Here is a 14,850-nt window from a genome sequence, read left to right on the forward strand (position 1 = left end):
GGGCGACTCAGTCCAGGTGGACGCGCAGCGCGGCCGCCGCGTCCCTCGCGCGCTGCCGGGCCTCCTCGACGTCGGCTCCGCGGGCGAGGGTGACCGCGACCCGGCGGCGTCCGGCCACCGACGGTTTGCCGAACAGCCGCACCTGGGAGGTCGGGACGGCGAGCGCCGCGTCCACACCGGTGAACCGCGGCACGCCGGTGCCCTCGGCCAGGATCGCGCAGGACGCGGCGGCGGGTTCTCCGGCGCCGCCGATCCGCACGGTGCCGCCGGCGGGGAGCCCGAGCACCGCGCGGGCGTGCAGCGCGAACTCGGACAGGTCCTGCGAGACCATCGTCACCATGCCGGTGTCGTGCGGACGCGGGCTGACCTCGGAGAACAGCACGTCGTCGCCGACGATGAACAGCTCGACGCCGAACAGGCCCCAGCCGCCGAGCGCCGCGGTGATGGTCAGCGCGGCCTCCTGCGCCCGCGCGAGCGCAGCCGCCGACAGGGCGGCCGGCTGCCACGACTCGCGGTAGTCGCCGTCGACCTGGACGTGCCCGACCGGGTCGAGGAAGGATGTCCCGCCGACGTGACGGACGGTGAGAAGGGTGATCTCGGAGTCGAACTCGACGAAGCCCTCGACGATGCAGCGTCCTGCGCCGGCCCGTCCGCCCTCCTGCGCGTACCGCCAGGCCGGGGCGACATCGGCGGCGTCGCGCAGCACCGACTGGCCCTTGCCCGAGGAGGACATCACCGGCTTCACGACGCACGGGAAACCCAGCGCGGCCGTCGCGTCCGCCAGTTCCGACTCGGTCGCGACGAACCGGTAGGGCGAGGTGGGCAGTCCCAGCTCCTCGGCGGCCAGCCGCCGGATGCCCTCGCGGTTCATGGTGAGCCGGGTGGCCCGTGCGGTCGGGACGACCCGAATGCCGGCGGCCTCGACCTCGGCCAGGGCGGCGGTGGCGATCGCCTCCACCTCGGGCACGACGATGTGCGGCTGTTCGACGGCCACGACGGCGCGCAGGGCGTCCGGGTCGAGCATGTCGACGACGTGCGAGCGGTGGGCGACCTGCATGGCGGGCGCGCCGGCGTACCGGTCGACCGCCACCACCTCCGCGCCGAGTCGCAGCAGTTCGATCGCGACCTCCTTGCCGAGCTCGCCGGCGCCGAGCAGCAGCACCCTGGTGGCGGACGCCGACAGCGGCGTCCCGATCTCGACGAGGGCATCGCTCACGGGCCCCATCCAACCAACCGGCCGCCCCGCTCCGGCCGGCCGTCCAGCACCCGGCACCCGGGAACTCTCCCCTCGAGCGGGTACTGGACGGCCTCGCCTCGTACCGGTGGCGGGGCAGCTCTCCTCGTGCCGGTGACCGGGGACGGTTCGTTTCGTGCGGTGACGGCGGGGCCGTGCCTCCTGCCGCGGGTCAGGTGTCGAGGAAGCCGTGCCGGGACAGGACGGCGTCGACGAACTGTTCCAGTGCCGGCTTCGCTGCGGTGTTGGCGTACTTCACGCTCACCGAGCCCTTGCCGCCGAACGCGCCGGGGATCGCCGCCCTGGTGTCGGCGACCAGGTCGAAGTCGATCGCGTGCGCGGAGAAGTGGCTGCTGGCGGCGGTGAACATCACGTAGCCCTTGAGGTAGCTGTCGGCGAACTTCCACATCGGGACGCCCCGGAACATGACGGGTGCCAGCCGTGGTGCCCTGCGCCCCACGTGCGACCAGAACTCCTCCAGCCAGGGCCGCCCCGCGTCCGGCGCGGCGTCCAGGTAGTCCTGCGGTGAATCGGCCACGGCACTGCTCCCCTCGGACGCCTATCCTGCTCGCGTGTCCCCATCCTCACCCATCACGGTCAGCGCTGTCGTGCTCCGCGACCGGTCCGGCCTGGTGCTGACCGTCCGCAAGCGGGGCACGACCCGGTTCATGTTCCCCGGCGGCAAACCCGAGCCGGGGGAGTCGCCCGAGCCGACCGCCGTCCGTGAGGCCGCCGAGGAGGTGGGCGCCGTCCTCGACCCCGCGTCGCTGGTGTACCTGGGACGGTTCGCCTCCGCCGCGGCGAACGAGCAGGGACGCGAGGTGGTCGCGGAGGTGTTCAGCCACCCCGGCATCCCGGTCGGGGAGCCGTCGGCGGAGACCGAGGAGCTTCGCTGGCAGGACGCGGCCGGCCCCTACCCCGAGGACCTCGCCCCCTTGCTGGCCGACGCGGTCCTGCCCGCGCTGACCCGGCCGTAGGCTCCCGCCGTGCCCGCCGAGACACCGTCGTCGCTGCTGAGGGACGCCGCCGTCCGCCTGCTCCTCCCCAGCGCGGTCCTGGTGGCGGTCAACGTCGTGGTCGGCAGGACCGTCGCAGGCAGCGCGAGCCTCCGGGACCGGGAGACAGCGGCGATCCTCCGGCTCCAGCGGCACCGGACGCCGGCCCGTGACCGGCTGGCGAAGCTCGTGTCGAACGCCGCCGACGTCCCGGCCAGCGTGCTGCACGGGCTGGTGGCCGCGACCGCGCTCGGCCTGGGCACCCGGAACCCGCGCGGCGCGGCCCTGCCCGCGGTCGCGCTGGTGATCGAGACGGCCACCTACCTCGGCGCGGGCGCGGTGGTGGACCGGCCCCGCCCCGAGGTTCCCCGCCTCGACCACGAGCAGCCGACCTCATCGTTCCCGTCCGGCCACCTCGGTGCGACCGTCGCGCTGATGGTGGTCTACGCGCGGCTGGCCCGCGGCGTCCACTCGCCGACGCTGCGTGCGCTGGCCGGCTCGGGCTGCCTGGTGTGGCCGTCCCTGCTGGCGTGGGCGCGCGTCCACACCGGCATGCACTACCCCTCGGACGTCCTCGCGGGCGCGGTCAACGGCGTGGCGGCGGGGCTCCTGGCCTGGAACTACCTGGGCGGGGACGGCTGCTTCGGCGGGGACGGCAGCGCCGGTGCCGGCTCCGCCGGGTCGAACGGTGCGGTCACCTTGCGGGTGGGGAAGACCCGTCGTCCGAAGTCCGGAGCGATCCCCTCGGAGACCTCGACGGTGCGTCCGGCCGCCATGTCCTCGTAGATCCCGATCATCTCGCGGGACTGGTTGGCGATCGTCCAGCGTGCGGCCAGCTCGCGGCTCCGGGCGGACGCCGAGGCGCGGAACGCCGGATCGGCCAGCGCGTCGATCATCGACAGCATCGCGCCGGCGAGCGAGATCGCGTTGGGCCGGGCCAGGACGGCGTTGGCGCCCGGGTCGACCACCAGCCGGAGTTCGGGGTCGACCATCACGAACGGCAGGCCGGCGTGCGCGGCCTCGTGCAGCACCAGCGCCTGGGTGTCGGTCACGGAGGCGAACACGAACGCGTCGCCGGAGGCGTACCAGGCGCCGAGCTTCTCCCGCGCGATCTGCCCGGGCAGGATCACGCCGCCGGAGCGGGCCGCCTTCTGCAGCTGCCGCCGCAGGCCGGGAGAGGTGTGCTTCCAGTCCCCGACGATCGCCAGCTCGGCGTCCGGGCGCTCGTCCCTGACCAGCTCGAACGCGTCCAGGACGAGGTCGATGCTCTTCTCCAGAGAGATTCGGCCCACGTAGATCAGCCGGGGACCGTTCCCCCTGCGCACGGGCGGGAGTTCGGGCAGCGCGTCGGTGCCGTTGGGCACCACCCGTACCCGTGCGGCCGGGGCGATCTCCAGCACCCGCTCGGCCGTCTTGCCCGACGGCGTGGTGACGAGGTCGGCCCCGGTGAGCATCTTCGAGGCCACCTCCAGCAGCGCGACCTGGGCGCCGCCGCGGCGCGGACGCTTCAGCTTGAGCTTCTTCAGCTCCGCCCAGGTGCTCTCCGCGCGGTGCAGTTCGAGCAGCTTGTATGCGGCGTTGAGGAACGGCGCCACGTGCCAGTAGTGGTCGGCGTAGGCCTCGAAGTCGGTGTGCCAGGTCACCAGCAGCGGCTTCCCGGTGCGCTCGGCCACCCACATCCCGAGCAGGCCGATCGGGCCGAGTCCGTGGACGTGGATCACGTCCGGCGGGTTGGCGACCATCTGGGCGAGCCGGTAGTCGAAGTCCTGGCCCATGCTCAGCCGCACGTTCATGCCGGGGATCGCCACGCTGGGCAGCCGGATCTCGCGCCGGTTCGGATGGCTGGCGTGCGGGTTGGGTCCCTTCGCCTCCGGAGCGACCAGCAGGACCTTGTGCCCTGCGGCCAGCACCTGCTCCTCGAGGAACTGGACGGCGTAGAGGATTCCCGAGAGCGCGGGACCGTAGTTGTCCGTGAACTCGGCGATCGTCAGCCGCTGCGGGGCGGACGGGAGTGCCTGTGGCATGCTCCCATGCTGGCATCCCGTGGCCGACTTGTCAGAACGCGGTGCCGCGTCCGGCCCGGTCGTCGGCGTCAGAGCCGCCCGGCCGGGACGTCCTCCCACGCGTCGACCGGCGAGACCGGCGTGATGGTCAGGCTCCGCGGGCTGCGGCGGCCGGCGGCCTCCGGCGGCGGCAGCTCCTCGAAGCGATCCAGGCCGGACGCCCCGTGCCGCTTGTGGGCGGTCGCCACCATCAGCTTGATCCGGTTCAGCTGGTTCGTCGCCGACGCGCCCGGGTCGTAGTCGACGCTGACGACGTTCGCCTCGGGGTGGCGGCGACGCAGCTCGGCGAACATGCCCCTGCCGACGACGTGGTTGGGCAGGCACGCGAACGGCTGCGCGCAGATGATGTTCGGCGCGCCGATCTCGATCAGCTCGACCATCTCCGCGGTCAGCAGCCAGCCCTCGCCGGCGCGGGTGCCGAGCGAGATGATCCCGTCGGCCTTGGCCGCGAGGTCGGCCATCCGCGGTGGTACGTCGAACTTCCCCGAGCGGCGCAGTGCGGTCGCCGCCGGCTGCTGGAACCTCTCGATCAGCCAGGTGGCGAGCATCTTGACGTGGTGCGAGCGGGCGCCGATCCCGAGCGTCTCGAACTGGTAGGCCGAGGAGTACAGCGGCATCATGAAGAACTGCAGCATGCCCGGCAGGACGGCCTCGCAGTCCTCCGCCTCGACCACGTCGACCACGTGGTTGTTGGCGTCCGGATGGAACTTCACCAGGATCTCGCCGACGATCCCCACCCTCGGCTTGCGCGGGATGTCCCGCAGCGGCAGCGCATCGAAGTCCTTCACGATCCGGCGGATCAGTGCCGGGTAGCCGATGCTGCGGCCCAGCGTGGCCGAGTAGCCGCTGTACTGGAGGAACTCCTGGCAGATCCGGTCCCACCGGTCGTAGAGCGCCTTCGCGCTGCCCGGCTCCACCTCGTAGGGACGTACCCGCAGCAGCACGGTCTGCAGCAGGTCGCCCAGCACCAGCGCCTGGACCGCCGGTACCAGCAGGGCGGGGGTGAGCCTGAAGCCGGGATTCTTCTCCAGGCCCTGGACGCTGATCGCGAGCACCGGTACCTGCGGGTACCCGGCATCGGCGAGCGCCTTGCGGAGCAGGCCGACGTAGTTCGTCGCCCTGCACATGCCGCCGGTCTGGGTGATCGCCACGCTGGTCCGGTCGGGGTCGGCCTCGCCGGAACGGATCTTGTTGACCAGCTGGCCCACCACCATGATGGCGGGGAAGCAGGCATCGTTGTTGACGTACTTCAGTCCGACCTCAATGTCGTCGGCGGAGGCGTGCTCCAGCAGCTGCACGTTCAGGCCGAGCTTGCGCATCACCGGCACCACCAGCCGGAAGTGCACCGGTGCCATCTGCGGGGCGTAGATCGTGTGCGTCCGGCGCGCCTCCTCGTCGAACAGCCGACGCTCCGCCAGCGGTCCGAACGTGCTGATCGTGGCCGAGCCGCGCCGTTCGGCGGCGGCGGCCTTCATCGACCGCAGCCGGATCGTCGCCGCGCCCAGGTTGGACACCTCGTCGATCTTCAGCAGCGTGTACATGTCGTCGGCCCGCTCGAGGATCTCCTGCACCTGGTCGGTCGTGATCGCGTCCACCCCGCAACCGAAGGAGTTCAGCTGGACCAGGTGCAGGTCTGGCCGGCCGGCCACCCGCGCCGCCGCCTCGTAGAGCCGCGTGTGGTAGGTCCACTGGTCGCGCACCCGCAGCGGCCGGGAGAGCACGGTCTGGTCGGGGTCGAGGATCGCGTCCTCGGTGAGGACGGCCATGCCGAGCCCGTTGATCAGGCTGGGGATGCCGTGGTTCACCTCGGGGTCGACGTGGTAGGGCCGCCCGGCCAGCACGATCCCCTTGATCCCCCGCTCGGCGATGTACTCCAGCGCGCGGCGTCCCTCGGCCCGGATGTCGGCCTTCACCCTCGCGTCCTCCGCGTAGCCGGCCTCGACGGCGGCGCTCGCCTCCTCCAGCGTGACGTTCCAGTCGGCGAACACCTCGACCAGGCGGGAGGCGAGGAACTCCGGCTCGGCCAGGTTGAGCATGGGCGCGAGGTACCGCACGCCGGGCTCCTGCAGGCGGGCCAGGTTCTTCTCGATCACCTGCGGGTAGAACGCGACCACGGGGCAGTTGAAGTGGTTGTCGGACGCGGCCGACTCCCTGGCCTCCAGCGGAACGCACGGATAGAAGATCGTGCGGATCCCCTTGTCCAGCAGGTGTTCGATGTGCCCGTGTGCGAGCTTCGCCGGGTAGCAGACGTTCTCTGAGGCGATCGACTCCATGCCGGCGGTGAACAACTCGTGGCTGGAGCGTCCCGAGATCGTCACCCGGAAGCCGAGGCTGCTCAGCACCGTGAACCACAGCGGGTAGTTCTCGTACATGTTCAGCACCCGGGGGATGCCGATGTCGCCGCGCGGGGCCTTGTCGGCGGTCAGCCGGCGGTAGCCGAAGATGCGCTTGTACTTGTAGTCGAACAGGTTCGGCAGCTCCGACTTCGGCGGCACCTTCTCCGTGCTCGCTCCGCGCTCGCAGCGGTTGCCCGACACGTGCCTGGTGCCGTCGCCGAAGGTGGAGATCGTCAGCTGGCAGTGGTTCTGGCACAGCCGGCAGGTGTCGAGCCGGGTGTCCACCTCGAAGCCGTCCAGTTCGTCGAGCGCCAGCGCCTGGGACCGCTCGCCGTCGGTCCAGTTGCGCTGCGCGGTGAGCGCGGCGCCGTAGGCGCCCATCAGCCCCGCGATGTCGGGGCGCACGACCTGCGCGCCGGTCTGGAGTTCGAACGCCCTCAGCACCGCGTTGTTCAGGAAGGTCCCGCCCTGCACGACGACCACGTCACCGAGCTGGCTGACGTCCTTGAGCTTGATCACCTTGTACAGCGCGTTGCGGACCACGGAGTAGGACAGCCCGGCCGCGATGTCGCCCTGGCTGGCGCCCTCGCGCTGGGCCTGCTTGACCGAGGAGTTCATGAACACCGTGCAGCGGGTGCCCAGGTCGACCGGCGCACAGGAGGCCAGCGCGCTGGCGGCGAAGCTCTGCACGTCGGTGCCCATGGACGCCGCGAAGGTCTGCAGGAACGAGCCGCAGCCCGACGAGCAGGCCTCGTTGACCGAGATCGAGTCGACCGCCCCGTTGCGGATCTTGAGGTATTTCATGTCCTGGCCGCCGATGTCGATCACCGAGGTGACCCCGGGTGCGACCCGTTCGGCCGCCCGGTAGTGGGCCATGGTCTCGATCTCGCCGTCGTCCAGCCGCAGCGCAGCCCGGACCAGACCCTCGCCGTAGCCGGTCACGCAGGCGCGGGCGAGCCACGCGTCCGCGGGAAGCCCGGTGAGGATGCGGCGCAGGATGCCCAGGGACAGGTGGACGGGATCGTTGCTGCCCTCGTAGTGGTCGAACACGATCCGGCCCTCGGCCGTGAGCAGCACCGCCTTCACCGTGGTCGAGCCCGCATCGATGCCGAGGAACAACGGTCCGCAGGCGTCGGCCAGGCTGCCCTTCGGGATGGTCGCCCTGGCGTGCCGGGCGGTGAACTCGTCCCGCTCGGCCTGGTCGCGGAACAGCGGACGCAGCCGGGCGCTCGCCAGCGGGATCACGACCCGTTCGCGCAGGCGCGCGGCGAGGTGGTCGACGCGCACGGCCGGTGTCGTGCCGGTCCTCCGTCCGGTCGAGCCGGCCAGCAGCGCGGCGCCGATGGCGACGTACAGGTGCGCGTTCTCCGGCGTGGTGAACGAGTCGACCTGGTCGGCCAGCGCCCGCTCGTACGCAGCGCGCAGCTGGGGCAGGAAGTGCAGTGGGCCGCCGAGGAACACCACGTTGCCGCGGATCGGGTGGCCGCAGGCGAGGCCCGCGATGGTCTGGGTCGCGACCGCGGCGAACACCGAGGCGGCGAGGTCGGTGTGTGCGGCGCCCTGGTTGAGCAGCGGCTGCAGATCGGACTTGGCGAACACACCGCACCGGGACGCGATCGGGTACAGGTGCCGGTGCTCGGCGGCCAGCGCGTCCAGGCCGCCGGCGTCGGTGTGCAGCAGGGTGGCCATCTGGTCGATGAACGCGCCGGTGCCGCCGGCACAGGTGCCGTTCATCCGCTGCTCGACGACGGGGTGCAGGTAGGTGATCTTGGCGTCCTCGCCGCCGAGCTCGATGACGACGTCGGCCTGGGGCACGAACCGCTCGATCGCCTCGGTGGAGGCGATCACCTCCTGCACGAACTCCACCTTCATCACCTCGGCGACCCCGAGGCCGGCGGAGCCGGTCACCGCGCAGCGCAGCTCGGCGCCGGGGAACCGCTCGGCGATCTCGCCGAGCAGCTCGCGCAGGGCGCCGCGGGCATCCGCGTTGTGCCGGCGATAGGCGTGGAAGAGCATCGCGGTGCCGTCGAGGACGACGGCCTTCACCGTGGTCGACCCGATGTCGAGCCCCAGCGCGATCGCGTCGTCCATGCCCGCCTCCGTCCAGAACGATCGTTCTGCTACCGGGCTCCACCGTACCGCAGATACGCACAAGTGCGGATAGTCTGACTGTATGGACGTCACCGACCGGCGGGCCCCCGGCGCCAGGGAGGCGATTCTGCAGGCCGCGACGGCGCTGATCCGCGACCGTGGCGTGGCCGGCACGTCCATCTCGGACGTGATCGCGGCCTCGGGCACCTCGGCCGGCGCGATCTATCACCACTTCGGCAGCAAGGAGCGGCTGGTTCTCGAGGTGGGCCGCGGGGCGATGGCCGTGCCGATGGGCATGATCATGTCCACCTCCACCGGCCTGTCGCCGGCGGAGCTGTTCGAGGCGGCGCTGAACCGGGTCACCGAGGACGACACGACGCCGGAACTGCTGCTCCAGATCTGGGCGGGAGCGAAGTCGGAACCGCTGCTGTGGGAACTCCTGAAGGGCGAGGTCGGGACGGTCAAGGCCAGCATCGTCTCCTTCATCCACGGCTGGTGCGAGGCGCACGCGCCCGGCGCGGACGCGTCCGCGATCGCCAACGTGATCATGTCGTTGATCACCGGGTATGCGGTGCAGCGCGGGCTCGGGCTCGCGGTCGACCAGGTCGCCTATCGAGACCTCGGCGTCCGCATGCTCAGGGCCGCCCTGGCCGGGACGCCGGCCGCGTCCTGACCCGCGCGTGGTCTCGACGGGCCGTCGAGAGGTGAGCCCGATCGCCGCCGCGGGGGGTGGGCCCGGTCGGCCGGCTCTGCGATGATGGCGCGATGCGGCAGCAACGACGCCGGCCACAGCTGCTGGCCTGTCTCCTCCTCGCCCTGGCGGTCCTGGTCGGACCCTCGGCCGTCCCCTCGGCCGCCTTCGTGCCTGCCGACGGTGTCCGGAGCGTTGCCGTCCCCGCCGCCGCCGGCGAGGCGGCCGCGCCGCTGCCGGACCCGGCGGTCCTGGCCGAACTGCTCAAGAAGGTCTCGAGGTCGGGCATCGGGAAGGTCGGCCTGGTGGTCACCACGACCGACGGGACGGTGCTGACCGACCGTTCCGCCGACACCCCGCTCACCCCCGCGTCGACGATGAAAGTGCTCTCGACGATGACGGCGCTGGCCACCCTGAGCGCGGACCGCACGTTCGCGACCCGCGTCCTCGACGCCGGCTCCGGCCGGATCGTGCTGGTGGGCGGCGGCGACCCGCTGCTCACCGACAAGACGTCCACCTCGACCTACAAGCTCGCGTCGCTGCAGAAGCTGGCGAAGGCGACGGCCGCGGCGCTGAAGGCGTCCGGGACCAGGAAGGTGGCGCTGCGCTACGACGCGTCCCTGTTCAGCGGACCGCTGTGGAACTCGTCGTGGAAGTCGTCCTGGAAGGGCTGGGAGGCGAAGGTCGCGGCGCTGGAGATCAACTCGGGGAAGGTCTCGGGCGGACGCGCGTCCGCGAACCCGGCGAAGACGGCCGCACGGGCCTTCGCCAAGAGACTGGCCGCCGCGGGGATCAGGGTGACCTCCGTGGCCTCGGGGAGGGCGACGGCTGCCGGCACCGAACTGGCCCGGGTCACGTCCACGACGCTGGAGCGGATCATCCACCGCACCCTGCGGCAGAGCGACAACGTGGCCGCGGAGACGCTGTCGAGGCACGCGGCGATCGCGAACGGCAGGGCCGGCAGCTTTACCGGTGCTGCGGCGAACGTGAAGGCGTGGTTGTCCGCGCGCGGGCTGTGGACGTCCGGGCTGAAGCTGGTGGACGGCAGCGGGCTCGCGCCGGCGAACAAGCTCACCGCGACCGTGCTGGCGGCCGCGGTGCGGATCGCGGTGACCCAGGACGCGTTCGCGCCGATCGTCGACGGCTTCCCGGTGGCCGGGGAGAGCGGCACGCTGAAGAGCCGCTTCGACGACCCGTCGGAGAAGGCCGGTCGTCACGTCGTCCACGCCAAGACCGGGACCCTCAGCGGCCTGGCGTCCCTCGCCGGCTACGTGACGACGGCCGACGGGGCCACCCTCGTCTTCGCCGAGATCGGCAACAAGGCGTCCAGCTACTACCGCGTCTACAACTGGCTCGACCGGGAAGCCGCCGTCCTCGCCCGCTGCGGCTGCCGCTGACCCACCCCCGTCCCGCTCCCCCTCTCGCCGGGACACCGGCGCTGCGCTGGGACACCAGGGGGCGGTCGCTGGGACACCAGGGGACGGTTCCTTTCCCGTTCGCTCGTCCGCCCCCCTTTCTCGTTCGGGGGACGGTTCCTTTCCCCGTCAGCCCCGTCCTTCCCTCTCCCGCTCCCACAGCGTGAGGGCTGACGGGGCGAAGCTGCTCCCCGGGAGGCCGGCTCGGGCGGGTGGGCTAGCCTGCATTCCCGTGTCGAGGAGTGGGGTTGGACGGATCCGGGGAAGTGCGCTCGCCGGCGTGCTGCTGATCGCGCTGTGCCTGCGGCCGGCGATCACGTCCGTGGGACCCGTGCTCGGCGAGATCGCCACCGACCTGAGGCTGGGTTCGGTCGCGCAGGGCGTCCTGGGCTCGATCCCGCTGCTCTGCTTCGCCGCCGCGTCCGCCCTCGTCCACGCACTGACGGCCCGCACCGGCCACCGCCGAGCGGTCACGATCGCCCTCGCCGGCATCGCCGTCGCGATCGGGATCCGCTCGCTCGCCGTCCCCGGTGCCCTCTGGCTGGGCACCGTCCTGATCGGGCTGTCGATCGCCATCGGCAACGTCGTCGTGTCCGGCATCGTGAAGCGCGAGTTCGCTGCCCGGGTGTCGCTGGCGACCGGCATCTACTCGGCGGTGATGGGCATCGCGGCGTCGCTCGCGTCGGGGCTGTCGGAGCCGCTGAGCTCCGCTCTCGGCGGCTGGCGCCCGGGTCTCGCCGTGTGGGCGGTCCCGACGCTGGTCGCACTGGCGGCCTGGCTGATGACCTCGCGGCGAATGGACGCAGCGGCATCCGCGCCGGTCCCGGTCCCGGTCCCGCCCGCCCCGACCCCGTGGCGCTCGGTGCTGGCCTGGCAGGTGACCGGCTTCTTCGGGCTCCAGTCGCTGTCGTTCTACCTGATGGTCACCTGGCTGCCGACGATCGCCATCTCGCAGGGCATGGACGCCGCCGCCGCGGGCTGGCTGCTCTTCTGGTTCCAGGTCGTCGGGGTCATCGCCGGACCGGTCGCCGCCGGCTGGGCCGACCGGCTCGGCGACCAGGGGCTGCTCTGCGCCGCGACCGGGGCGCTGATGGCCCTCGGTGCCCTCGGCGCTCTGGCCCTCCCCGGGCTGGTCTGGGTGTGGGTCACGCTCGCCGGCGCCTCGGCCGGGGCGTCCTTCGCGCTCGCGCTGGCACTCCCGCCGCTGCGCACCCGCACGCCCGCGGAGACCGTCCGGCTCTCGGGGATGGCCCAGTCGATCGGCTATCTGATCGCTGCGGTCGGCCCGATCGCCGCCGGCTGGCTCGCTGCGGCAACACACTGGGGAGTCGTTGTGGCGGCTGTCGCTGCCCTGGCGGTCGTGCAGGCCGTCCTCGGGCTGCGGGCGGGTCGTGCGTCGCTGACCTGAGCCGGCGGTCCCGATCGGGCAGACCGCGGGACCGTCCTGAGCCGACTGCCCGGCCGGCCTGGAGCGGCCGTCGCGGGCTACCCGTCCTGAGCCGGCCGTGGCGGCTACCCGTCCTGAGCGGCCCGGGTGGCTCCCCGTCCCGAGCCGGTCAGTTCGAGCCGGCCGTCGTGAGCCGGGCGTGCTGAGCCGCGGGTGGCCGCCGGTCCCGCCCCGGGCGAGGAGCGGACGGTCGGTCAGGCGAAGGTGGTGTAGCTGAACGCCGGCTGCCGATCTAGCTCGTCGAGTTCGGCGAGGTCCTGCGCGCTCGGCACCCACTCCCCGGCGGCGGCGTTCACCGCGACCTGCTCTGGCCTGGTGGCCCCGCAGATCACACTGCCCACCGCCTCGCGAGCGGCCAGACCACCGATCGCGAGGGTGAGCAGCGGGATCCCGCGCGCGTCGGCGAACGCCTGCAGCGCGTCGATGCGGTCCCAGTCGGCTCCGGCAAGACGAGACGCCTGGTCGCCGCGGGCCAGCCGGGAGCCCTCCGGCGCCCGCTGGTCGCGCCTGTACTTGCCGGTCAGCAGCCCGTACGCCAGCGGGAAGTACGGCACGATCCCGATTCCGACGCGGCGGCAGGCCGGCACCAGCTCCCGCTCTGCCGCCGGGTTGTACAAGGAGTACTCGTTCTGGGCGGAGACGAACCGGTGCAGGCCCGATGTGCGCGCGACCCAGTCGGCGTCCACGACCTGCCACGCGGAGAAGTTCGACGAGCCGAGGTAGCGCACCTTGCCCTCGGCGACGAGTTCTCCCATCGCCTCCAGGGTTTCCTCGATCGGTGTGACCGGATCGGGCCGGTGCAACTGGTACAGGTCGATGTAGTCGGTGCCGAGCCGGCGCAGGCTGGCCTCGACCGCTCGCCGGACGTAGCGACGCCCACCGTGGGCGCCGAAGTGCTCCGCGGTGTGCTCACCCATCCCGAACTTGGTCGCGACGATCACGTCCTCGCGGCGTGAGCCGAGGGCGCGCCCCAGCAGTTCCTCGCTGGCCCCGTCGCCGTAGGAGTCGGCGGTGTCGAACAGCGTGATGCCGGCGTCGACGGCCGCGTCCACCACCGCCTGCACCTGCTCGGGACCGATCCGCGCGCCGAACGCGTTGCAGCCCACCCCGACCGCGGACACCATCAGTCCGCTCCTGCCCAGCGACCCGTACCTCATGGCCGAAGGCTATCCCCGTACCGGAGGGGACGCGGCGAGCCTGGCAACCACTCGCTGCTGTCGTCGCACTCTGTCGATACGGCCCACCCCATCTCTCGTCAGGGCGATGTTCGCCGACCGCGTCCCTTCGACGCATCGACCCCGCCCCGCCGTCCTCCGACACCTGAACGGAATTGGGGACGGACCAGCGAACGGGAATGGAACCGTCCCCTGAATGGACAGGGGACGGTTCCATTCCCGTTCGCTGGACTGTCCCCATTCCCGTTCGGGGGACGGTTCCTTTCCCGTTCGGTCGAGGCAGCCCCCGGACGCCGGTCCGCGCGGCCGAGGGGCGACCAGTCGGTCCTGAACTCGCGGCCGACGCGCGTCCGGGCCTCGGGAGTGCAACGAATCGGGCAGGATTCGCGTTAACCGGGCATGACGCTGGAGGCGGCAGTGGCGGACGGGGCCGACGAACCCTCGTTCGAGGCATGGGTGAAGCTCCATTCGCCGGCGCTGCAGCGGTTCGCGTACCAGATCTGCGGCAGCCGGGAGGACGCGAGCGACGCCGTCCAGGACGCGCTGATCGGCCTGTATCCCCGCTGGGGCCAAGTGGTCGGCCATGCGGACGCATACGTGCGCCGCTCGATCCTGAACGCGAACATCTCCCGCTGGCGCAAGTTCCGCGGCGAGGTGCTCGCGATCACCCCGAATGAGCCCGCCGATCCGTCCGACCACTTCGCCGCAGCCGACGACGCCGACGCGGCCGGGCGGCTGTTCGCGTCCGTGTCGCCGCGCCAGCGGGCCGCCCTCGTCCTGCGCTTCTACGAACAGTTCAGCTTCGCCGAGATCGCGCTGGTCCTCGACGTCGCGGAGCCCACCGCGCGCTCGCTGGTGCACCGGGCACTGGCCTCGCTGCGAGCCACCTGGCAGGAGGACGATCATGCCTGACCCGTTCACCGAGCAGGGACGCGCCGAGCGCGCGTTCGAGCGCCTATTCGACGAGCGGGCCGCCGGCGCTGTCTTTCCCGCGCTGGATCCGGCACTGCTGAGCGGTGCCGCGCTGGCGGGTTCGATGTGGATGGCCGCCACTGACGAGCCGTCCGGTGCCACTGACGAGCCCTCCGGTGCGGCAGACGAGCCGTCCGGTGCCGCTGCCGAGCTGCCCAGCCCTCCCGCTGGACTCGTCGAGGGACCCTCGTTGTCCCCGGGCCGCCGTCCCCGACGCCGCCGTCCCCGGGCCGCCGTCGCTGCGATCGCGGCCATCGCCGTCGTCGTGGCGCTGGCCGGCGCCCTCGTCCTGCGGACCGGCGGTGACGCGACGGTCCCGGCCGAGCCCTCCGCCGCGGGCTCCTGGCAGAAGACCGCTCCGATCCCGATCGGCCAGCGCTACGGCGCGATCAGCCTGTGGGCGGGCAGTGCGTTCTACATCATCGGCGGCA

10 protein-coding genes and 2 pseudogenes are annotated in these 14,850 nt (G+C 72.2%); 7 read left to right on the forward strand and 5 right to left on the reverse strand.

Annotated features, from left to right (window positions below; genetic code table 11):
* Positions 1-7: 7 nt before the first annotated feature.
* Together purT and QM633_RS13605 are read right to left on the reverse strand one after the other, a co-directional pair.
* The gene (gene purT / locus QM633_RS13600) at positions 8-1,216 is read right to left on the reverse strand and encodes a formate-dependent phosphoribosylglycinamide formyltransferase (RefSeq protein ID WP_415154302.1); all 1,209 of its coding nucleotides are present in this window, start codon (positions 1,214-1,216) and stop codon (positions 8-10) included.
* Between the two features lie 190 nt (positions 1,217-1,406).
* Entirely contained in the window at positions 1,407-1,772 is a 366-nt protein-coding gene (locus QM633_RS13605) for a hypothetical protein (protein WP_415154303.1), read from the reverse strand.
* A gap of 34 nt (positions 1,773-1,806) precedes the next feature.
* On the opposite strand from QM633_RS13605, the gene QM633_RS13610 reads away from it, so the two are divergent.
* Together QM633_RS13610 and QM633_RS13615 are read left to right on the forward strand one after the other, a co-directional pair.
* Positions 1,807-2,211, forward strand: a complete 405-nt coding sequence (locus tag QM633_RS13610) for an NUDIX hydrolase (protein ID WP_415154304.1) — start codon at positions 1,807-1,809, stop codon at positions 2,209-2,211.
* A gap of 9 nt (positions 2,212-2,220) precedes the next feature.
* Complete coding sequence (locus QM633_RS13615) at positions 2,221-3,015, forward strand: phosphatase PAP2 family protein (RefSeq protein WP_415154305.1); 795 nt, start codon at positions 2,221-2,223, stop codon at positions 3,013-3,015.
* A 116-nt stretch (positions 3,016-3,131) separates the two neighbouring features.
* Here QM633_RS13615 and QM633_RS13620 read toward each other — a convergent pair.
* Positions 3,132-4,253 (reverse strand): annotated as a pseudogene (locus QM633_RS13620) (glycosyltransferase); the annotation flags it as partial.
* A gap of 68 nt (positions 4,254-4,321) precedes the next feature.
* Positions 4,322-8,719, reverse strand: coding sequence for an acyl-CoA dehydratase activase-related protein (locus QM633_RS13625; RefSeq protein ID WP_415154306.1), 4,398 nt, complete (start codon positions 8,717-8,719; stop codon positions 4,322-4,324).
* An 82-nt stretch (positions 8,720-8,801) separates the two neighbouring features.
* Between QM633_RS13625 and QM633_RS13630 the strand changes: the two genes are divergently transcribed.
* The 3 genes from QM633_RS13630 to QM633_RS13640 all read left to right on the forward strand — a co-directional run bounded on the left by QM633_RS13630 (position 8,802) and on the right by QM633_RS13640 (position 12,233).
* Positions 8,802-9,392, forward strand: a complete 591-nt coding sequence (locus QM633_RS13630) for a TetR/AcrR family transcriptional regulator (protein WP_415154307.1) — start codon at positions 8,802-8,804, stop codon at positions 9,390-9,392.
* A gap of 92 nt (positions 9,393-9,484) precedes the next feature.
* Entirely contained in the window at positions 9,485-10,807 is a 1,323-nt protein-coding gene (dacB, locus tag QM633_RS13635) for a D-alanyl-D-alanine carboxypeptidase/D-alanyl-D-alanine-endopeptidase (RefSeq protein WP_415154308.1), read from the forward strand.
* Positions 10,808-11,057: 250 nt separating this feature from the next.
* Positions 11,058-12,233, forward strand: coding sequence for an MFS transporter (locus tag QM633_RS13640; protein WP_415154309.1), 1,176 nt, complete (start codon positions 11,058-11,060; stop codon positions 12,231-12,233).
* A 233-nt stretch (positions 12,234-12,466) separates the two neighbouring features.
* Here QM633_RS13640 and QM633_RS13645 read toward each other — a convergent pair whose 3' ends face one another.
* Complete coding sequence (locus QM633_RS13645; RefSeq protein ID WP_415154310.1) at positions 12,467-13,429, reverse strand: aldo/keto reductase; 963 nt, start codon at positions 13,427-13,429, stop codon at positions 12,467-12,469.
* 417 nt (positions 13,430-13,846) lie between these two features.
* Between QM633_RS13645 and QM633_RS13650 the strand changes: the two genes are divergently transcribed.
* Complete coding sequence (locus QM633_RS13650) at positions 13,847-14,359, forward strand: RNA polymerase sigma factor (protein WP_415154311.1); 513 nt, start codon at positions 13,847-13,849, stop codon at positions 14,357-14,359.
* Positions 14,352-14,850: pseudogene (locus tag QM633_RS13655) on the forward strand (hypothetical protein); the annotation flags it as partial. The gene QM633_RS13650 and the pseudogene QM633_RS13655, both read left to right, overlap by 8 nt.

It is taken from the genome of Propionicimonas sp. (assembly GCF_047606205.1).
Classification (GTDB): domain Bacteria; phylum Actinomycetota; class Actinomycetes; order Propionibacteriales; family Propionibacteriaceae; genus Propionicimonas.